The organism is Natrinema amylolyticum (assembly GCF_020515625.1).
Classification (GTDB): Archaea; Halobacteriota; Halobacteria; order Halobacteriales; family Natrialbaceae; genus Natrinema; species Natrinema amylolyticum.
The window spans coordinates 149,153-167,028 of the sequence record NZ_JAIWPJ010000002.1 but is presented as its reverse complement, the minus strand read 5'-3'; the positions used below and the strand labels follow the sequence as shown (position 1 = coordinate 167,028).

The window sequence follows — 17,876 nt, the reverse complement described above, 5'->3', positions numbered from 1 at the left end:
CCGTTCGAGTATGTTCTACGAACAGCGGATGACCGTCCCCGACTCGCCCGCCGACCTCCGGGCCGAGTACGAGGACGACCTCGCAACGATCGTCGAGCGACGCGGGACCGAGACCGTCGCGGCCGAGACCGACCTCGAGCGGGAGACGCTCGAGGCGCTGACCGCGGGCGAGTCGCCGGCGCTGACGCTCGAGCAAGCGGCCCAGATCCAGTCGCTCGGAGACGGGGAGCCGGACCCGGAGACGATAGTGACGATGGCGCTCGAACACCTGCTACTGGGGATGTCGACGGCGGTGCTCGACGTCGACGCGGTCGAGAGCGACCTCGAGATCGATCTGGATGCGAAGGAGGTCCACCAGAAGATCGAAGGGCGAGCGCCGATGTCGTTCGAGGAGTTCGTCCACGTCCAGTACGTGATCGCGGACGGCGCGCCGTAGGGACGACGCGTCGCGAATAGCCGAACGCACCCCCGACGTTTATGCGCCGCAGCGGTGTCCGTGTGCCATGTCAGATTCGGAGCGAAGCGAGAACCGGCGACGGGAGGTCGACGCCATTCTGGATCGCAAACCCGGCACTGCGTCCGTCACCGACCTCGAGGATCGATATCGGGTCGTCGGCGCCGACGACCGGGGCACCTACGCGAACTGGCTCACGCCCGTCGACGAGCACTACGTCTGTCACCGTAACGAGACGCTCGAGCCCGACGCCGACTCGTGGTCGGTCGCGCTCACCGGCGCGGTCGAGCGCGAGGGCGACCTCGGGATGGACGCGATTCGAGACGCGTATCCCACGGTCGCCGTCGCGCACACGATGGAGTGTGCGGGCAACGGCCGCGGCTACTTCGAGCCCGAAACGGGCAGCGTCCAGTGGGAGTACGGAGCCGTCAGCACCGCGTTCTGGACCGGCACGCCGCTGCGCTCGATCCTCGCCGATCACGGTGCGGCGACCGACGACGACATGTGGCTCACCGCGGTCGGCGGTGACCGCCCCGAGGTCGAGGGCGAGAACGACCTGTTCGCCCGCTCGATTCCGATGCACAAGATCCTCGAGGACTGTATCCTCGCCTACGAGATCAACGGACAGCCGCTGCCGCCCGAACACGGCTACCCGGTCCGGTTGCTCGTTCCCGGCTGGTACGGCGTCAACAGCGTCAAGTGGGTCACCGAACTCCGCGTGATGGAGAAGATGGTCCACGGGCCGGAGTGGACGGACCGCGACGGCGACGACTACACCCGGTGGCAACAGTCCTCCTACCGGATCCACCCCGAGGGCGTCGACCCCGAATCGAACGCGACGGTTTCGACGTACGACACCTGGGAGCAGTGGGAGTCCGACGAGATCGACTATCCGTACACGTACGACGAGAACGTCAAGTCCACCATCGGCTACCCCGACGACGGCGCGACCGTCTCCCCGCGGGAGGACGGCACGATCGAGGTCGTCGGCGTCGCCTGGGCCGGCGACGACGACGTGACGACGATCGAGGTCTCGACCGACGGCGGAGAGAACTGGGACGACGGCTCGTTCTTCGGGCCGAACTACGACTGCGCGTGGCGACTGTTTCGCTACCTGTGGGAGCCGTCGACCGGCTCGTACACCCTCGTCTCCCGAGCGACGGACGAGCACGGCCGCCGCCAGCCCGCCCGAATCTCGCGGCCCGGTGAGGGCAGCGAGGACTTCGCGGACGCGGCCGACGACTATCCGTGGAACGAGGGCGGCTACGCGGAGAACGCGTTCCGTCCCCACGCGGTCGAGGTCACCGTGGAGTGATCGCAGTGGCGCCCGACGCGGCACCTCTCCTCTCCCTCCCCATCCTTCCCACTCTCCCCGGTCGGTAGCTCCGCCGCTCGAGAAAGAGAGAGAAAGTGAGAGTTGACGATACTCGAAAAACCGCGGCGAACGGACTGCAAATCCGTCCTCGAGCGGTGAAATTATGTATAACCGACCGCGAGTACGGCCATGAACGTTGCAATTCTCGGCTGCGGACACGTCGGTATCGAACTCGGCCGACAGCTCGCGGCGCGAGGGCACGAGCCGATCGGCGTTCGCCGATCCGCGGAGGGAGTCGAACGGATCGAGGACGCCGGCTTCGACGGAGTGCGGGCGGACGTCACCGACCGCGAGGCGCTCACAGCGGTGCCGGACGTCGACGCCCTCGTCTTCGCGGCGAGCAGCGGCGGCCGGGGTGCCGAGGCCGCTCGCGACGTCTACGTGGAGGGGTTACGGACGGCGATAGAGGCGTTCGGCGAGCGCGAGAGCGCGCCCGACAGACTCGTGTACACCTCCTCGACGGGCGTCCACGGCGACCACGACGGCGACTGGGTCGACGAGGAGACGCCGCTCGAGCCCACCACGGAAAAGACCGAGGTGCTCGTCGAGGCCGAGCGGATCGCGCTCGAACTGCCCGACGAGTACGGCTTCGACGGCACCGTCGCGCGCTATGCGGGCCTGTACGGCCCCGGCCGTTATCGGCTCGAGCGCTACCTCGACGGGCCCGTGACGGAGGGGTATCTGAACATGGTCCACCGGGACGACGCCGCCGGTGCGGTCCGGTACCTGCTCGCGGAAGACCTCGCGCGCGGCGAGGTCGTTCAGGTGGTCGACGACGAACCGGCCTCGAAGTGGGAGTTCGCGGACTGGCTGGCCGACGAATGCGGCGTCGAGCGGCCGCCGAAACAAACGAAGGCCGAGCGCCTCGCGGACGACGACGTCTCCGAGGCGGGTCGGCGACGGATCCTGACGAGCAAGCGCTGCTCGAACGAGAAGCTCCGGGAACTCGGCTACGAGTTCGCCTATCCCACGTACCGCGAAGGATACCGCGACGCGATCGAGACCTACCGTAACGACTTCGACAGCTGACGATTCCCGCCGATATCGGGGTAAATCGGGGGAAATTTCTTGGTGGTTCGATTTGATCTCCTGATATGAGCTATCGGAGCGTCCCGACCGACGGTGCCGTCGTCGGGGCGGAGCCGCTGGTAACCGAGTCGCTCGGCGACTCGGTCCGATCCCTCGAGCCGCTCGTTCTCTCGCTTCTCGTTCTCGTCGTCGTCGGCCTCGTTCTCGGTGGGTGGTGGGTGATTCGCTGGTTCCGTCGACCGCCGGGCGCGCGCCTCCAGCGCATGCTCGCCAATCACGACGAAGTGACGGTGTTGATGCATCCGAACCCCGACCCCGACGCGATGTCGTGTGCGATGGGCGTCGCGCGGATCGCGGACTCGGTCGACACCGACGCGACCCTGCAGTACTCCGGCGAGATCCGTCATCAGGAGAACCGCGCGTTCCGCACCGTCCTCGATCTGGACATGGAATCCGTCGAGGCGAGCTCCCAGCTCGATTCCGACGCGGTGGTGCTGGTCGATCACAACACGCCGCGAGGCTTCACCGGCGCACAGACCGTCGAGCCGATCGCGGTCGTCGACCACCACCCCGGCAACGGGGCCGGGACGAAGTTCACCGACGTGCGGACCGACTACGGCGCGGCGTCGACGATCATCGTCGAGTACCTGAACGACATCGGGGCGTCGATAGCCGACGAGGACGGCTCGAGTGGCCTGCAGGTGTCGCCGGAGCTCGCGACGGGGCTGCTCTACGGCATCCAGTCGGACACGAACCACCTGACCAACGGCTGCTCGCGGGCCGAGTTCGACGCCTGCGCCGCGCTGTTCTCGGGGATCGACGAGGACCTGCTCGACCGGATCGCCAACCCGCAGGTCAGCGACGACGTATTGCAGGTCAAGGCGACGGCGATCACCGAGAAGCGGATCGAGGGTCCCTTCGCCGTCTGCGACGTCGGCGACATCGGGAACGTCGACGCGATTCCCCAGGCCGCGGACGAACTCATGCACCTCGAGGGGGTCACGGCGGTCGTCGTCTACGGCGAACACGACGGGACGCTCCACCTCTCCGGCCGGTCACGCGACGACCGGGTCCACATGGGCGAGACGCTGCGCCACGCCATCAGCGACATTCCGATGGCCAGCGCGGGCGGCCACGCGCGGATGGGCGGCGGCCAGCTCTCGGTCGATCACATGAACGGGATCGGCCCCTCCGACGGGATCAGCCGCGCCGAGTTCGAGGAGCGACTCTTTTCGGCGATGGCGGGCGAACGTTAGTCCGACTGCTCGAGCAGCGAGCGCACCGCCGCCGGATCGGCAGTCTCGCCGGTTCCGACGAAGCGCGCCGCACAGGCGTTCCCGAGCGCGAGCGCCGTCTCGAGGGGCCAGTCGCGGGCCAGCCCGCAGGCGAGCCCCGCCGAAAACCGGTCGCCGGCGCCCGTCGTCCGCTCCGGTTCGTCGAGGTCGAGCATCTCGACTGCGACGACACCGTCTCGCGTCGCCCCGACGGCCGCGTCGGACCCGTGGGAGACGACGCCGGTGACGTCGATCGCGGAGCGAAGCGCCGCAGTCCGATCTCGAGTGCGCTCTCGTGACGAGCCCGCGGTCGGGCCCTCGCTGTCGTCCGCTCCGTCGTCCGAGACGCCGATGGCCGCCGCGGCGGCCGCGAGCTCCGTCGGATTCACGCTCAGGAACGCCGCGAGCGGCGCGTCGGCGGAATCGGCCCGCGACAGCGCGTCGAACAGGTCCTCGAGCGCCGCCGGATCGACGGCGTCGATCGGCCCAGGATCGACGATCACCGGAAGCGCCGCCTCGGGCGGATCGGACGCCAACCGGTCGAAGACGGCCGTGAGACCGCGGACCGAGACCCAGTTCGTACAGCACAGCGCGTCCGCGCCGACGATCCGATCCCAGTCGACGACCGCGAGCAGGTCCCCGAGACCCCAGTTCTCGGCCGGTCCCGGTTCGGAGAACTGGAGTTCGTCCGCTCCGAAGTCGACGACGCGAACCGTCGCCGGCGTCCCCATCGAGTGCGTTTCGAAGGGGAACCCGGACAGCACCGGATGCTCGAGGTGGCCGACGAGCGTCGCCGCCTCGCCGAGCGCGTGAATTTGCCTGGCCGCGTTGACGGCCTGGCCGCCCGGCCGCGCGTCGATCGGTTCGAGCGAGAACGAGCGGCCGCCCGCTGCGAGCTGATCGGCGAACGCGTCGGCCGCCTCGAGGCGGTCACCGCCCGCCCCCGAGAGCGCGTACCAGCGGTCGACGCTCCCGTCGGGCAGCGCGACGAGACGGCGCGCGTCGTCGGTCTCGAGGTCACAGAGGCGGTCGCGGAGGTCGTCGTCGCTCACGGTCGAACTGCGTCGCTCGTCGGCAAAAAGGAACGGCTGGCACGACGACTCGAGCCGCGACCGCGCGAGGAGATACCGGCCGCCTAGCGAATCTCCTTCCACTCCGCCCCGCAGTCGGGGCAGATGCGGACCGTCTTGATCTCGTCCGGGTCGTTTTCGGTCTTCAGCGGCTTCTCGCACTCGCCACAAACGAGCCGATCGTAGGTGTCCTTCTCGAGGTCGCCGGCGCGGAGCGCCTTCCGGACTGATTTCATGTTCGCTCTGTAAGCAGGAGGGGAAGAAAAAGACCGGTGCTTTATCCGGTCCCGACTCGGCCTCCGCGTTCGGTCGCGACCGAGCCCCCTCGAGGCCGATCCGGACGACCGTCGGCGCGAGCGCGGCCGCCGTGGGCATCGGCGACCTCTCGCTCGTCACGCTCGCCCTCGCCGCTGCCGGCCGGCGACGGGCGCGAACGGCTGACGCCGCCGGCCGACAGTATATCTGGCCGCATCCGTGGCCGTTTTACCGGTCCGCTCGAAGACCCCACCGATGGAGTACGTCCAGGAGCGGATCGCCACGCTCCACGAGTTCGGTGACGGGGACGGGGGCGCGGGTGGCGACCTCGCCCGCGAAGCCGCCGCTGCGGTCGCCGAGACGGCCGTCATCGTCCCGATGACCGGCCGCGAGTACGAGAGCCCCGCCGCCGAACGCGTCCTCGCGGAACTCGAGCGCCTCGAGCCGGCACCCGCTGCAGTCTTCGTCCCCGTCCGAGCCGAATCCGACCGAATCGGGCCGTTTCGAGAGTGGCTCGGCTCGTTCGCACTGCCGACTCGGGTCCTCTGGTGTAACGCGCCCGGCGTCGACGACGTGCTCGCCGACGCGGGACTGGGCGGCGAGTTCGGGAAGGGACGCGATGTCTGGCTCGCGCTCGGTCCCGCCGCGGACGCCGCCGACGCGGTCGTCGTCCACGACGCCGACGCCCGCAGCTACGAGGCCGACCACGTCCGTCGCCTGCTCGCCCCCCTGACGATGGGCTTCGACTTCTCGAAGGGGTACTACGCGCGCGTCGAGCGCGGTCGCCTCTACGGACGCCTCTTCCGACTGTTCTACGAACCGTTACTCCGAGCCCTCGCGGACGCCCACGACGCACCGATCGTCGACTACCTCGGCGCGTTTCGGTACGCGCTGGCCGGCGAGTTCGCCGCGAGTTCCCGCCTCGCGCGGCGGCTTCGCGCACCCCGGGCGTGGGGGCTCGAGGTCGGGACGCTCGGCGACGCCTACGAGATCGCCGGCTTCGGCGGCTCCGCGCAGGTCGATCTCGGTCGTCACGAACACGACCACCGCGCGGTCGCCGGGGACGCGGGCCTCGAGGGGATGAGCCGGGAAGTCGCGGCCACGCTGTTGGGCGTGCTCGAGGAACGCGGCGTCGATCCCGCGTACGAGACTCTGTCCGAGCGGTATCGGGCCGCCGGCGAGGAGCTGATCGACCAGTATCGCGCGGACGCCGCGTTCAACGGACTGGAGTACGACCCCGCGAGCGAACGGGAGCAGGTGTCTCGCTACGCCGAGTCGATCGCACCGCCGGGTCCGGACGCGCGCCTGCCGCGGTGGACCGACGCCCCGTTCGCACCGGGCGACGTGCTCGCGGCGGCCCGACCCTGGCGAGAGCACCGCGTCGGCTCGCGCTCGCAAGACTAATCCCGCTATCGGCCGTTGGGCCGCGTATGGACGCGACCGCCGACGAACTGGCCGGCGTGGTCGACCTCTTCGGCGGGTTGACCCGCGGAGAACTCGAGCGGGCGCTCGCCGAGGCCGCCTACCGCGCCGACGGACGGTCCGTCGAGGACGCGGCCCTCGACGCGGCCGTCGACGCGGCCCTCGAGTCGTTCGCGCTCGTTCGGTACGCTCCCGCGGGCGCGGACGACCCGCCGACCGCGGACGACGAGGCGCTGCTGGTCGCCGGCCCGACGGCCTTTCCGACGGTGCCGGACCACGCGGAGGACGTGCCCCACATCTTGGACGTCGAGCGGCGGCGACTCGATCGCGAGGCGCTCGGCGAGACGGCCCGCGAACGCGTGCTCGAGGCCGCCGACGAGGCCGTCGCCGCGGCGGATGAAGACCGGATCCGGACCCTGATCGACGTCAGTTACGACGTCGAGGCGTGGGCCCCGGTCGATCTCACGGACGAACGGCGGCGACTGGAGGACGCCCTCGAGGAATGACGGGCCGGAGACTGACGCTCGAGCCGGTCGCGGACTACGAGCCGACCGAGATCGGCGACCAGGAGTACGACGCGGCGGTTCTCGCGCCGATCGTCGACCGCGACGGCGAGGACCACCTGCTGTTCACCCGACGAGCCGACCACCTCGGGGAGCATCCCGGACAGATGAGTTTTCCCGGGGGCGGAGCCGAGCCAGAAGACGAGACGATACTCGAGACCGCGCTCCGGGAGGCCAACGAGGAGATCGGCCTCGAGTCGAGTGAAGCCGAAATCGTCGGCCAGCTCGACGACATTCGGACGGTCACCGAGTACGCCGTCACGCCGTTCGTCGCCCACGTCCCCGATCGGGAGTACGTCCGCGACGAGAGCGAGGTCGCCGAGATCGTCGTCCTCCCGCTGTCGGGGCTGCTCGACCCGGCCAACTACGAGTACGAGCGCCGCTCCCATCCCTACTACGGCGAGATCGTCATCCACTACTTCCGCGTGAACGGCTACACCGTCTGGGGTGCGACCGGCCGAATTCTGGTGCAGTTGCTCGAGTTGGCGACGGATTTCGAAGCGCCCGAGAAGGTCGATCGGTCGGAGTTCTGAGCCGTCACGCAGACGACCACCGTTCGTTCAGTATATCGTCTCCGTTATACGCGGATCGGCCGGCTATACGCAGCGGCGCGCGCTGAGCCGCGGTAAGTGCGAGGCCCGACGGGAGCAATCGGTAGCGCGGGACCGTCGGTCCCGCGAACCATCCAAGCGGGTGCGTCGCATCCGTGCGGAGAAATCGGCTGGGAGGACGTGGCATTCCTCAGTGCCATGGAAGCAGGACGCTCACTGTCGGTGATTCTATCCAGTTCGAAACATGACTCGAGCGGGTCCCTCCGTTCGGAGAGCCACGAGAAACCGTCCGACAAACTACCGTTAGAGTCCCTCGAGCGACCGCAGCTTCTGCTCGACGTCCGGCGGCGCGGCGCTGGGGCCGTCGCGCACGCGGTGGTCGGGAATCAGGAGCGGGGCCGGATTCTCGTCGAGCGCGGTTCGGACCAGGATGATGTCGTCTTCGTCCCGGTGATCGAGCCCGGAGGTCATCCGGGCGAGCGTCTCGACGGTGACCTGATCGCCGTACGGGATCGACTGGACGCCCTCGAGGACCGCCCGTTGGTCGGTCGGCATCGTCATCGCGACCTGCACGTCGTCGAAGGTGATCTCCTCGAGGCCGTCGAGGTACTCGAAGATTCGATCGAGAATTGGATGGTCGTCCTCGGCGTTGTCGTCGGGGATCTCGGGGAACGAAACGCTCAGGACCCGTCCGCTGGCGGCTCCGAGCTGGACGTACCGGTCGAGATACGGCGATTCCCGTGCGTAGATTCCAGCGTCCGTAACGTCCTCCATAGACCGCCGTAAGTGGGCCGGGCTTGAATAGCCGCCGGTCCTCGTTTTCGAGTCCCGATCCACCGCACGCGAGCAGAGTTCGGCCGATATCCGCCGCCGTCGTCCCGTGTGACGCCATGACGCAAGCCTTATGTACATATGAGTACGTCGATGTACAATAATGAACTCCGATACGGAGCTCGCCCCCGCGGTGCAGTCGATACTCGAGGCCGCTCGGGAGCGCGCCGGCGGTGAGGGCGTCGTCGACGTGGACGCGCGCTCGCTGCCCGACGCGCTGGCCGACGCCGAGGCCGACGGGCGAGTCCCAGTGATCGCGGAGGTGAAACCGACCAGTCCGACGGCCGAGGGGACTCGAGACGACGACCCCGTCGAACTGGCGCGAGCGATGGTCGACGGCGGCGCGGCGGCGATCTCGGTGCTCACGGAGCCGACCCACTTCGGCGGCTCGCCCGAGGCGCTGACCCGCATTCGGGAGGCCGTCGACGTGCCGGTCCTGCGCAAGGACTTCGTCGTCGAGGAGGACGGGATGGACGTCGTCGAAGCGGACCTGTTACTGCTGATCGTCAGGTTCGTCGATGACCTCGAAAACCTCGTCGCGGCCGCCCGCGAGCGCGGCTTTCAGCCCCTCGTAGAGGTCCACGACCGCGCGGAACTCGAGACGGCGCTCGAGGCGGGCGCGGAGATCATCGGCGTGAACAACCGCGATCTGGCGAAGCTCGAGGTCGACCTCGAAACCTTCGAGTCGGTCGCGCCCGATGCTCCTGATGACGTGACGCTGATCGCCGAGAGCGGCGTCGGCTCGCCGGCGGACGTGCGACGGATGCGGGCGGCGGGCGCCGACGCCCTCCTGGTCGGCAGCGCCATCATGGACCACGGCGCGGGCGACAGCGACGTGACGGCGAACACGCGGCGACTCACGCGAGCGGAATCGGCGGACGCTGCGGACTCGACGGAGACTGAGACAACATGAGCGAGCACGACGGAGAGACCCAAACATGAGCACGGAACGCGAGCGCGACGGCGAGAGTGACTCCGGACGGACGGGCACGTTCGGAGAGTACGGCGGTCAGTACGTCCCCGAGGCGCTGATGCCGGCCGTCCAGGAACTCGAGGACGCCTACGAGCGCTACGTCCTGGAGAACGAGGACGGCTTCATGGACGAGTTTCGCGAGCGGATGCGCGATTTCGGCGGGCGGCCGACGCCGCTCCAGCGAGCGGATCGGCTGAGCGAGCGCTACGACCGCGAGATCTATCTCAAGCGCGAGGACCTCCTCCACGGCGGGGCCCACAAGCTCAATAACGCGCTCGGGCAGGTCCTGCTGGCCAAGTACATGGGCAAGGAGCGGATCATCGCCGAGACCGGCGCGGGCCAACACGGCACCGCGACGGCGATGGCCGCGGCCCACCTCGACATGCCCTGCGAGATCTACATGGGCCGAACGGACGTCAACCGCCAGCGTCCGAACGTCTACCGGATGCGGATGAACGGGGCCGAGGTGAACCCAGTCGAGGCCGGCAGCGGCACGCTGAAGGAGGCGATCAACGAGACGATGCGCGACTGGGCGACCACCGTCGAGCGGACCCACTACGTGATCGGCTCCGTCGTCGGCCCACATCCGTTCCCGAAGATGGTCCGGGACTTTCAGGCCGTCATCGGCGACGAAGCCCGGAAACAGATCCGAGAGAAGGCCGGACGACTGCCCGACAGCGTCGTCGCCTGCGCGGGCGGCGGCTCGAACACGATGGGGACGTTCCACGCGTTCGTTCCGGACGAAGCGGTCGACCTCTACGCCGTCGAGGCCGGCGGCTCGAGCCTCGAGATCGACGAAGACGAGGGCCTCGCGCCCAACTCCGCGACGCTCTCGACGGGCACCGACGGCGTCCTCCACGGCGCGATGACGAAGCTCCTCCAGAGCACCGACGGCCAGATCATGGAGTCCCACAGCGTCAGCGCGGGGCTGGACTACGCCGGCGTCGGCCCCGAACTCTCGCATCTCGTCGAGACCGGCCGGGTCACACCGGCGAGCGTCGACGACGAGGACGCGCTCAACGGCTTCCACCGGCTCTCGCGACTCGAGGGGATCATCCCGGCGCTCGAGTCGAGTCACGCGCTCGGGTATCTGGAGCGCGCGGCGGGAACCGCCGCGGATACGTCGAGCGGGCAAAGCCCGCGAGACGAGGCACACGAGGACCTCGGCGATCTCGTGGTCGTCAACGTCTCCGGCCGCGGGGATAAGGACTTGGAGACCGTGTTAGAGGAGACCGAGAAGCGCGATCTCGAGGCCGCGCCGGACGTCGAGGTGTTCGACTCGTGAGCGAGTACGACAGCGACGTCGAAGCGGCCATCCGCGAGAACCACCCCGCGCTGATCACCTACATCACGGCGGGCGACCCCTCGCTCGAGGACACGAAGGCGTACGTCGAGGCCCTCGACCGGGGCGGCTCGGACCTGATCGAACTCGGGCTTCCGTTCTCGGAGCCGATCGCGGAAGGGGCGACCATTCAGGCCGCAATCAACCGCGCACTCGCCGCCGGCACGACCCCCGAGGGCTTCTTCGAGTTGGTCGCCGACCTCGAGACAGAGGCGCCGCTGCTGGTGATGACGTATTATAACATGATATTGCAGTACGGTGACGAGCCCGACGTGAGGCCGTTCGTGGAGCGGGCCGCTGAAGCCGGCCTCTCGGGGATCATCGTCCCCGACCTCCCCGCCGAGGAGGCGGGCCCGCTGCGCCGCGCCTGCGACGACAACGGTCTCGACCTCGTCTTCATCATCGCGCCGACGACCGAGGGCGAGCGTCTGGACGCCATCATGTCCCAGGTCTCCGGCTTCGCCTACGTGCAGGCCCGCCTCGGGACGACCGGTGCGCGTGCGAACGTATCGGGTGCGACCCACGACAGCCTCGCGCGACTCTCGGAGTACGACGTCCCCAAAGCGGTCGGGTTCGGCGTCAGCGAGGGGGACCACGCGGCCGAGATCATCGAGGCCGGAGCCGACGGCGTCATCGTCGGTAGCGCACTCGTCGACATAATAGCCTCGAGCGACGATCCGAGCGACGCGGTCGACGCACTCGAGGCCAAAGCCCGAGAACTCAAACGCGGTGCGCGTCGCGGCGCGGATGCCGTCACGGACGATCCTGAAGAACGACCGGAACCAGAACAGCCATAACCGCAAGCTTGCTACACTCCCGCAATGACCACAGGAATTGACGCACGACTCGACCGAATCGGGACAGACGGATCGTACGTGATCGTCCCAATGGACCACGGCATCACGATGGGTGCCGTCCAGGGACTGAAAGATATCGAATCGACGATCGACGGCGTGACCAGCGGCGGGGCGGACGCGGTCCTCACGCAGAAGGGGATCGCACCGCGCGTCCACGACAACAAGAACGGCAAGGGCTACATCGTCCACCTCAACGGCTCGACCACGATCGGGCCGGACGAGGAGGACAAGCGGATGACCGGAACCGTCGAGGAGGCGATCCGCGTCGGTGCTGATGCGGTCTCCTTCCACATCAACGTCGGCTCGGATCACGAGCCCGACCAGATCAGCCAGCTCTCGGAGGTCACCGAACGGGCCCAGCGGTTCGGGATTCCGGTCCTCGCGATGGCCTACGCCCGCGGCCCCGGCGTCGACCCGGAGGATCCCGAAGCGCTCGGCCACGCGGTCCGCCTCGCCGAGGAGCTCGGTGCCGACATCGTCAAGACGGGCTACAGCGGCGACGCCGAGAGCTTTGCCCACGTCGTCGAGTCGACGCGGCTCCCGGTCGTCATCGCCGGCGGCTCGAAGGGAACCGACCGCGAGACGATCGAGATGGTTCGCGGCGTGATGGACGCCGGCGGCGCCGGTATCTCCATGGGCCGCTCGATCTTCCAGCACGAGGACCCGGAGGCCATCGCGCGAGCGGTCGCCGGCGTCGTTCACGAGGACCTCTCGACCGACGAGGCGCTGGCCGAAGCGGGACTGGCGCTCGAGGCTTGATTTCCCCTCTCAGCTCTTCTCTCTCACTCGCGGCGTTCGACCGCTCGCAGCACCGGCTCCGGGCGCTCGAGATGCGTCACCGCTCAGTGGCAGTGCGTATCGAGGTGGACGTCCCGATCGGCGTAGCGGGGGCTCAGTTCGACGGTGGCGTGATCGACGCCGTGGCAGTCGAGTTCGTCGTGGACGCGGCCGACGATCGACTCGGCCTCGGCCATCGTCTCGACGCCGGTCTCGACGTGGACCGTCGCGACCGTGATCTGACTGCAGATCTGCCACGCGTGGAAGTCGTCGACGCGGTCGACGCCCTCGATCTCGGTGAGATGGGCGCGGATCTCGTCGCTCTCGAGTGGGGTTCTGAGGAAGAAAATTTCGCCGCTGCCACGCAACACGGTGATCGCCGACCAGGTCACGACGGCGGCGATCAGTGCCGCGGTGATCGGGTCGACGACGCGGAAACCGGTCACCTCGATTGCGATGACGGAGACGATGACGGCGACCGAGCCGCCGGCGTCGCCAAGCAGGTGGTAGAACGCGCCCTTCTCGTTGAGGCTCATCGCGTCGCCGTGGAGGACGTAGACCGAGCCGAGGTTGACCAGCAGGCCGCCCGTCGCGATGGCGATCGTCGGCCCGGTGCCGATGGCGACGGGCTCGAGAAATCGGTGATAGGACTCCCAAAGGATGAAGCCGACCATCGGCAGGAGCAATAGGCCGTTGAGGAAGGCGGCGAACGGCTCGAGGCGGTGGAGGCCGTAGGACCAGCGGTCGCCGTCGCCGTAGCGTTCGGCGACGTGAGCGGCGGCGAAGGCCATCACGTACGCGAGCGCGTCGAACAGCATGTGGACGGCGTCGCTGATGAGCGCGACCGAGCCGAAGGCCAGCCCGCCCGCGAGTTCGACGAGGAAGCCGACGACGTTGATCAGCGAGACGGCGGCGAGCTTGCGGCTGCTCGTCGAACTCCCGCCGTGATCGTGCCCGTGCCCGTGACCGCGGCCGTCGTGCGAGTCGTCGTGAGCGTGCGCCGACTCGTTGTGACTCATCGTGCGTCGAATTCGGGGGTCCCGACTTATTAATTCGGCTGCTATGAAACGCCGTTTCATGCGCCAACCTTAGCAATATTTTGCGAGTGAGTTAGTAAGACTGCGCGTCGGATCGCTCGAGACGGGGTGACGAACGGGATCCGATCGGAAGCGTTTCCTCGGTCCCGGTCCGTCTCGAGGCCGTGACCGACGGCGAGGAACTCACGCTCGCGGACGAGATCGTCGCCCGCGCGCGGATTCACGCCCGCGAGGTCGTCGACGAGTACGATATCGCGGTCGACCTCGCGGCCCTCGAGTGGGAGGTGTCGGCGCGAGCGCGCCGGCGGGCGGGCGTCTGCCGCTGGGACGCCGACCGCGAGGTAGCGACGATCACTCTCGCACGGCGGGCGTACGAGCGCTACGACTGGTCCGAGTTCGCGGGCGTCGTCCGCCACGAACTCGTCCACGCCTGGGAGTTCCAGCGGTTCGGCGAGTCGGGCCACGGCGACCGGTTTCGCGAGCGGGCCGCGACGCTCGAGGCCCCGCGCTACTGCGAGGCCTTCGCGGAGCCGCGGTACGTCCTGCGGTGTCTCGCGGCCGACTGCGACTGGCGGGCGACGCGCCACCGCGCGTCGAAGCCGGTGAAATCGCCCGACCGGTACCGCTGTGGGGCCTGCGGCGGGACGTACGAGGTCGAACACGCGGACAGCGGCCGAACGTGGACGACCGCGAGCGGCTACGGCGGCGCGAAGGCGGCGCTCGGCGATTCGTGGTGAGGGACTGGGGCTCGACTCATCGGTTCGCCCGGGTGGGTACCGCCCGGACGAACGAACGAGGCAGTCGGCGCGTCGCCGTTTCCGGACGGACTCGGCTGCGATCGACTGTGCGAGCGCGGAAGGCTTATTCGCCTGACCATACCTGTTTCGGGTATGGGAATACTCGATTTAATGCTGGGCAACTCCGGTCCCGGCGAACAGGGCGTCGAGGGGAAGTCGTACACGCTCCCGAAGGACACCCACGATTTCGTCTACCCCGTCGCGATCCGCCGCGAGGAACTCGAGGCGTTCGCCGAGTTGCTCGCAGCGGAAGCGGAGGCACCGGCGATCGAGGCCGAGGTCGACGACCTGCAGGCGGCCTTCGAGGGACTAACCGGTACAGCGGACGCTGACGTGGATACCGACGAACTGGCCGAGCGGATGCGACGGCCGCGACGCGCGGCCGAACCGGTGATCGAGAGCTGGCGCGAGGACTTCGAGCGGGACATCGACGTGGTCTACGCCCGCGGGGGAACGTACGACGCGCTGGTGGCGTTCGTCAAGCTCTGCAAGCAACGTGCCGACGACGAGTCCGACGCGTTCGAACTGCCCGAGAGCTTCCCGGACGCGGCGGCCCTGCTTAAGCGAATCGAAGAGGGGACGGACACCCAGTATCGAGCCGTCGTTCACGCGGATCTGCTGCCGGACGAGGGGTAAGCTGACGCCGTTCAGACGATCGTCTCGAACGCCTCGAGCGACGCGAGTTCGTAGGTCGGCTCGTGCTCGCCGGGGCCGTCGTCGCGGCCGGTATCGAGCCAGGCCGAATCGAGTCCCATCGCGTTGGCACCCGCGATATCGGCGTGCAACGAATCGCCGACGTGGATCGCCGCATCGGGCGCGACCGCGAGTTCGCCGAGCGCGCGCTCGAACGGTACCGTGCTGGGTTTCGGATGAATCCCCGCGCTCGGATCGGTGAACACCCGCACGTCGAAGGCGTCCGCGATGCCCAGCGCCCGCAGTTTCTGCGTCTGCGTCTCCCGGCCCCCGTTCGTGATGAGGCCGAGTCCGACGCGGCTTCGGTCGCGAGCGTGCTCGAGCGCCGCTTTCGCTCCCGGGCGAAAGTCGACGGCGGTCGGGTCCTGGACCGCGAGATACTCCGCCGCGAGCGCCGGCGCGATATCGGGGTCGACGCCGGCGCGGTTCGCGACTTCGGTGAAGAGGTGCTCGTAGAACTCCCGGTCCGTCTCGGCGGTCGGTAGGGCCGGGACGGCGGCCCGCAGGTCCGCCGGCGTACAGAACGGTTCGCAGCCGGCGCGCTCGAAGGACGTCTCGAGCAGGGTCGCGGCGTCTTGGGTCGACTCGCAGAGGGTGGCATCGAGATCGAAACAGATCGCGTCGTAGGCGGCCATCTGACTCGGTGTACGAGCGGGGGCGTTCTCAACGTTTCGCCGACTATGGGTTCGAATACCGTCTCGTTCGCTCGTCACCGACCGTGGGACCGCTACCGTTCTGAAAGCCCCTTCCCGGTTCGGCTCCCGGGCCTCGCTGCGCTCCTCGTTCGCTCGCGACGCTCGCTCACTGCAGTGCTTGCGTCGTCCGGGTTCGCCGAACCGGGAAGCCCCTTTCATTCCCACCCGGCGGTGGGTCGATGGGGCTGGCGAAACTCGTCGGGCGGTCAAATTAGTCGCGACTCGAGTTCCACCGCCGATTCCGCAGCAGTTATTTTTGCTGACACGCCGCTTGGCGTATGGAGGTCGTCAAGCGAGTGCACGTCGTGCCGCTGGGCTACGAGTTCGATCGGATCCTCGAGCCGATCAGGAACCAGCGGGCGGACCTGGTCTATCTGCTCGAGGACGAGAGCGCGGGCGGGGGGCGACGGGGCGGAGAACAGGGCGAGACCGACGGTGGGACCGACGAGCGAAACGCGACGGCGACGGCCGACTACCACGACGAGTTGCGGGCGGAACTCGAGTCGATCGTCCCCGAGGTTCGGACCCGGGAGTGCGATCTGACGGACGTGTACGCGGTGCTCGGCGACGTGACGACGCTCGCCGACGTTCACGCCGACGATCAGGTGTACGTCAACGTCTCCGGGGCCGGGACGATCCCGGCGATCGGCGCGACGATCGCGTGCATGGACGTCTCGACGGACGCCCACGCCTACTACGTCGAGCCGTCGGAGTACGCCCACGACGGGACGACCGAGCCGATTTCCTTCGGTCTCGACGAGATGGAGGAGGTGCCAACCTACCCGATCGAGTCGCCGACGCGCGATCAGGTCGCGATCATGGAGTTCCTCGCCGACCCGGCCGCGTGGGAGGGCTACCACGAGGATCGGACGGCCCGGCCGAAAAAGAAGGATCTCATCGAGTACGCTCGAGACCGGGATCTCGACTTCATGGCCGATCGGCGCTCGCCCGACGAGCGCTCCGGCGAGGACAAGGGCGCGTTCCGCGTGCTCGATACGCACGTCCTCGAGCCGCTGGCCGAGGACGGCTACGTCACGATCGAGTCGGTCGGCCGCCGGCGCGTCGTCGAGTTGACCGAGCGGGGCGAAAACGCTTACCGGGCGTTCCGACACAAGCTCATGGACGACGCCGGCGAGCGACGGTAGGGATCATCGAGGGGCGTCGAGGGAGTCGACGCGGCTCAGTCCGCGTCGTGGACCAGGACGTACAGTTTCGTTCCCAGCCGAGCCAGCTCGAGGTCGGCCTCGAGGCGCTCGATGTGGTCTCGAAGCGCCGCCGCATCGAGCCCCGGGAACTCGCGATCGGTGCGGGAGTCGAGGTGACTGCTCGCGCGAGCGAGCAGGAAGGGCGCGGCGTCAGCGAGGCGCGAGCCCGGAAGCTCGGGGCCAGCGTTGCGACCGCGCTCGACCGCGGCCAGGACCTCCTGAGCCACGACGAGCGTCCGGCGCAGCGAGCGGATCTCGTCCGGATCGGCGGGCGGACTCAGATACGTCGCCAGCACCTCGTCGGCCGCGGCGACCCGCTCCGGATCGACGTCGAACGACGACTCGAGTCGCTCGGGAGCGGGTTCGCCGACGTCGGTGCGGCGAGCGGCGAGGCAAACGGCACCGAGTACGGCGGCAGGTCGGCCGCACTCGAGCGTCGCCATCTCGCCCGCGTGGTCGAACGCCGCTCGGGCGACGTCGACGGCGGACTCCACCCCGAGCCGACGGGCGGCGCAGTCGATAGTCGGTTCGGCGTCCGTCTCGAGGTGGCGCTGACCCATACGAGAACGATCGTCCGAACAGATATTATCAACTTCTGAGAAAGTGTGCTGACTATCGTTACTATCGTGAGTATCCGTACTATCTGGAGAGGTGAGACGATCGTAACGATCCGGAT

Annotated in this window: 21 protein-coding genes; 14 read left to right on the top strand and 7 right to left on the bottom strand. The window is 68.4% G+C overall.

Features of this window, described 5'->3' with window-relative positions:
• The first annotated feature begins 10 nt into the window (after positions 1-10).
• The 4 genes from LDH66_RS11045 (at position 11) to LDH66_RS11030 (ending at position 4,114) form a co-directional block, all read left to right on the top strand.
• Entirely contained in the window at positions 11-436 is a 426-nt protein-coding gene (locus tag LDH66_RS11045) for a DUF5791 family protein (protein WP_226481134.1), read from the top strand.
• Between the two features lie 67 nt (positions 437-503).
• The gene (locus LDH66_RS11040) at positions 504-1,769 is read left to right on the top strand and encodes a molybdopterin-dependent oxidoreductase (protein WP_226481133.1); all 1,266 of its coding nucleotides are present in this window, start codon (positions 504-506) and stop codon (positions 1,767-1,769) included.
• A gap of 189 nt (positions 1,770-1,958) precedes the next feature.
• Complete coding sequence (locus LDH66_RS11035) at positions 1,959-2,858, top strand: SDR family oxidoreductase (protein WP_226481132.1); 900 nt, start codon at positions 1,959-1,961, stop codon at positions 2,856-2,858.
• Positions 2,859-2,923: 65 nt separating this feature from the next.
• On the top strand, positions 2,924-4,114 hold the full coding sequence (locus LDH66_RS11030; RefSeq protein ID WP_226481131.1) for a DHH family phosphoesterase: 1,191 nt from the start codon (positions 2,924-2,926) through the stop codon (positions 4,112-4,114).
• On the opposite strand, the gene LDH66_RS11025 is transcribed toward LDH66_RS11030, so the two are convergent.
• The 3 genes from LDH66_RS11025 to LDH66_RS11015 all read right to left on the bottom strand — a co-directional run bounded on the left by LDH66_RS11025 (position 4,111) and on the right by LDH66_RS11015 (position 5,674).
• Positions 4,111-5,184: a PfkB family carbohydrate kinase gene (locus LDH66_RS11025; RefSeq protein WP_226481130.1), complete on the bottom strand. Its 1,074-nt coding sequence runs from the start codon at positions 5,182-5,184 to the stop codon at positions 4,111-4,113. The genes LDH66_RS11030 and LDH66_RS11025 overlap by 4 nt on opposite strands.
• A gap of 83 nt (positions 5,185-5,267) precedes the next feature.
• Positions 5,268-5,438, bottom strand: coding sequence for an HVO_0758 family zinc finger protein (locus tag LDH66_RS11020; protein WP_226481129.1), 171 nt, complete (start codon positions 5,436-5,438; stop codon positions 5,268-5,270).
• A gap of 41 nt (positions 5,439-5,479) precedes the next feature.
• Complete coding sequence (locus LDH66_RS11015; RefSeq protein WP_226481128.1) at positions 5,480-5,674, bottom strand: hypothetical protein; 195 nt, start codon at positions 5,672-5,674, stop codon at positions 5,480-5,482.
• A 38-nt stretch (positions 5,675-5,712) separates the two neighbouring features.
• Between LDH66_RS11015 and LDH66_RS11010 the strand changes: the two genes are divergently transcribed.
• The 3 genes from LDH66_RS11010 to LDH66_RS11000 are packed head-to-tail and all read left to right on the top strand — an operon-like array spanning position 5,713 to position 7,975.
• Positions 5,713-6,861 carry a glycosyltransferase family protein gene (locus LDH66_RS11010; RefSeq protein WP_226481127.1) on the top strand — a complete coding sequence of 383 codons (1,149 nt, stop codon included), beginning with the start codon at positions 5,713-5,715 and terminating at the stop codon, positions 6,859-6,861.
• Between the two features lie 26 nt (positions 6,862-6,887).
• A complete protein-coding gene (locus LDH66_RS11005) occupies positions 6,888-7,385 on the top strand; it encodes a DUF7109 family protein (protein WP_226481126.1) in 498 nt (165 codons plus the stop codon).
• Complete coding sequence (locus LDH66_RS11000; protein ID WP_226481125.1) at positions 7,382-7,975, top strand: NUDIX hydrolase; 594 nt, start codon at positions 7,382-7,384, stop codon at positions 7,973-7,975. Before LDH66_RS11005 ends, LDH66_RS11000 begins: the two co-directional genes overlap by 4 nt.
• 321 nt (positions 7,976-8,296) lie before the next feature.
• Here LDH66_RS11000 and LDH66_RS10995 read toward each other — a convergent pair whose 3' ends face one another.
• Positions 8,297-8,767: an MGMT family protein gene (locus LDH66_RS10995; RefSeq protein WP_226481124.1), complete on the bottom strand. Its 471-nt coding sequence runs from the start codon at positions 8,765-8,767 to the stop codon at positions 8,297-8,299.
• A 160-nt stretch (positions 8,768-8,927) separates the two neighbouring features.
• Here LDH66_RS10995 and trpC point away from each other — a divergent pair, with 160 nt between their 5' ends.
• The 4 genes from trpC to LDH66_RS10975 are packed head-to-tail and all read left to right on the top strand — an operon-like array spanning position 8,928 to position 12,755.
• The gene (gene trpC / locus LDH66_RS10990) at positions 8,928-9,737 is read left to right on the top strand and encodes an indole-3-glycerol phosphate synthase (protein ID WP_226481123.1); all 810 of its coding nucleotides are present in this window, start codon (positions 8,928-8,930) and stop codon (positions 9,735-9,737) included.
• Between the two features lie 25 nt (positions 9,738-9,762).
• A complete protein-coding gene (gene trpB, locus LDH66_RS10985) occupies positions 9,763-11,082 on the top strand; it encodes a tryptophan synthase subunit beta (protein ID WP_226481122.1) in 1,320 nt (439 codons plus the stop codon).
• Positions 11,079-11,936 (top strand): tryptophan synthase subunit alpha, encoded by an 858-nt coding sequence (gene trpA, locus LDH66_RS10980; RefSeq protein ID WP_226481121.1) that lies wholly within the window; start codon positions 11,079-11,081, stop codon positions 11,934-11,936. Before trpB ends, trpA begins: the two co-directional genes overlap by 4 nt.
• 24 nt (positions 11,937-11,960) lie before the next feature.
• Positions 11,961-12,755 (top strand): 2-amino-3,7-dideoxy-D-threo-hept-6-ulosonate synthase, encoded by a 795-nt coding sequence (locus LDH66_RS10975; protein WP_226481120.1) that lies wholly within the window; start codon positions 11,961-11,963, stop codon positions 12,753-12,755.
• An 83-nt stretch (positions 12,756-12,838) separates the two neighbouring features.
• On the opposite strand, the gene LDH66_RS10970 is transcribed toward LDH66_RS10975, so the two are convergent.
• Complete coding sequence (locus LDH66_RS10970; protein WP_226481119.1) at positions 12,839-13,792, bottom strand: cation diffusion facilitator family transporter; 954 nt, start codon at positions 13,790-13,792, stop codon at positions 12,839-12,841.
• Between the two features lie 182 nt (positions 13,793-13,974).
• On the opposite strand from LDH66_RS10970, the gene LDH66_RS10965 reads away from it, so the two are divergent.
• Positions 13,975-14,547, top strand: coding sequence for a SprT family zinc-dependent metalloprotease (locus LDH66_RS10965; RefSeq protein WP_226481118.1), 573 nt, complete (start codon positions 13,975-13,977; stop codon positions 14,545-14,547).
• Between the two features lie 153 nt (positions 14,548-14,700).
• Positions 14,701-15,243, top strand: a complete 543-nt coding sequence (locus tag LDH66_RS10960; RefSeq protein ID WP_226481117.1) for a hypothetical protein — start codon at positions 14,701-14,703, stop codon at positions 15,241-15,243.
• A gap of 11 nt (positions 15,244-15,254) precedes the next feature.
• Here LDH66_RS10960 and LDH66_RS10955 read toward each other — a convergent pair whose 3' ends face one another.
• Positions 15,255-15,935 carry an HAD family hydrolase gene (locus LDH66_RS10955; RefSeq protein WP_226481116.1) on the bottom strand — a complete coding sequence of 227 codons (681 nt, stop codon included), beginning with the start codon at positions 15,933-15,935 and terminating at the stop codon, positions 15,255-15,257.
• Between the two features lie 338 nt (positions 15,936-16,273).
• Between LDH66_RS10955 and LDH66_RS10950 the strand changes: the two genes are divergently transcribed.
• Positions 16,274-17,140, top strand: a complete 867-nt coding sequence (locus LDH66_RS10950; protein WP_226481115.1) for an HFX_2341 family transcriptional regulator domain-containing protein — start codon at positions 16,274-16,276, stop codon at positions 17,138-17,140.
• A 35-nt stretch (positions 17,141-17,175) separates the two neighbouring features.
• Here the strand turns inward: LDH66_RS10950 and LDH66_RS10945 are convergent, their stop codons facing one another.
• Positions 17,176-17,760 (bottom strand): hypothetical protein, encoded by a 585-nt coding sequence (locus LDH66_RS10945; protein ID WP_226481114.1) that lies wholly within the window; start codon positions 17,758-17,760, stop codon positions 17,176-17,178.
• Positions 17,761-17,876 lie beyond the last annotated feature (116 nt).

What these genes read in the sequence shown, in the direction of transcription:
- LDH66_RS11045 (WP_226481134.1), top strand. Translation starts at nt 11, where the DNA reads ATGTTCTACGAACAGCGGATGACCGTCCCCGACTCGCCCGCCGACCTC.
- LDH66_RS11040 (WP_226481133.1), top strand. Translation starts at nt 504, where the DNA reads ATGTCAGATTCGGAGCGAAGCGAGAACCGGCGACGGGAGGTCGACGCC.
- LDH66_RS11035 (WP_226481132.1), top strand. Translation starts at nt 1,959, where the DNA reads ATGAACGTTGCAATTCTCGGCTGCGGACACGTCGGTATCGAACTCGGC.
- LDH66_RS11030 (WP_226481131.1), top strand. Translation starts at nt 2,924, where the DNA reads ATGAGCTATCGGAGCGTCCCGACCGACGGTGCCGTCGTCGGGGCGGAG.
- LDH66_RS11020 (WP_226481129.1), bottom strand. Translation starts at nt 5,438, where the DNA reads ATGAAATCAGTCCGGAAGGCGCTCCGCGCCGGCGACCTCGAGAAGGAC.
- LDH66_RS11015 (WP_226481128.1), bottom strand. Translation starts at nt 5,674, where the DNA reads ATGCGGCCAGATATACTGTCGGCCGGCGGCGTCAGCCGTTCGCGCCCG.
- LDH66_RS11010 (WP_226481127.1), top strand. Translation starts at nt 5,713, where the DNA reads ATGGAGTACGTCCAGGAGCGGATCGCCACGCTCCACGAGTTCGGTGAC.
- LDH66_RS11005 (WP_226481126.1), top strand. Translation starts at nt 6,888, where the DNA reads ATGGACGCGACCGCCGACGAACTGGCCGGCGTGGTCGACCTCTTCGGC.
- LDH66_RS11000 (WP_226481125.1), top strand. Translation starts at nt 7,382, where the DNA reads ATGACGGGCCGGAGACTGACGCTCGAGCCGGTCGCGGACTACGAGCCG.
- LDH66_RS10995 (WP_226481124.1), bottom strand. Translation starts at nt 8,767, where the DNA reads ATGGAGGACGTTACGGACGCTGGAATCTACGCACGGGAATCGCCGTAT.
- trpC (WP_226481123.1), top strand. Translation starts at nt 8,928, where the DNA reads ATGAACTCCGATACGGAGCTCGCCCCCGCGGTGCAGTCGATACTCGAG.
- trpB (WP_226481122.1), top strand. Translation starts at nt 9,763, where the DNA reads ATGAGCACGGAACGCGAGCGCGACGGCGAGAGTGACTCCGGACGGACG.
- LDH66_RS10975 (WP_226481120.1), top strand. Translation starts at nt 11,961, where the DNA reads ATGACCACAGGAATTGACGCACGACTCGACCGAATCGGGACAGACGGA.
- LDH66_RS10970 (WP_226481119.1), bottom strand. Translation starts at nt 13,792, where the DNA reads ATGAGTCACAACGAGTCGGCGCACGCTCACGACGACTCGCACGACGGC.
- LDH66_RS10960 (WP_226481117.1), top strand. Translation starts at nt 14,701, where the DNA reads ATGGGAATACTCGATTTAATGCTGGGCAACTCCGGTCCCGGCGAACAG.
- LDH66_RS10955 (WP_226481116.1), bottom strand. Translation starts at nt 15,935, where the DNA reads ATGGCCGCCTACGACGCGATCTGTTTCGATCTCGATGCCACCCTCTGC.
- LDH66_RS10950 (WP_226481115.1), top strand. Translation starts at nt 16,274, where the DNA reads ATGGAGGTCGTCAAGCGAGTGCACGTCGTGCCGCTGGGCTACGAGTTC.
- LDH66_RS10945 (WP_226481114.1), bottom strand. Translation starts at nt 17,760, where the DNA reads ATGGGTCAGCGCCACCTCGAGACGGACGCCGAACCGACTATCGACTGC.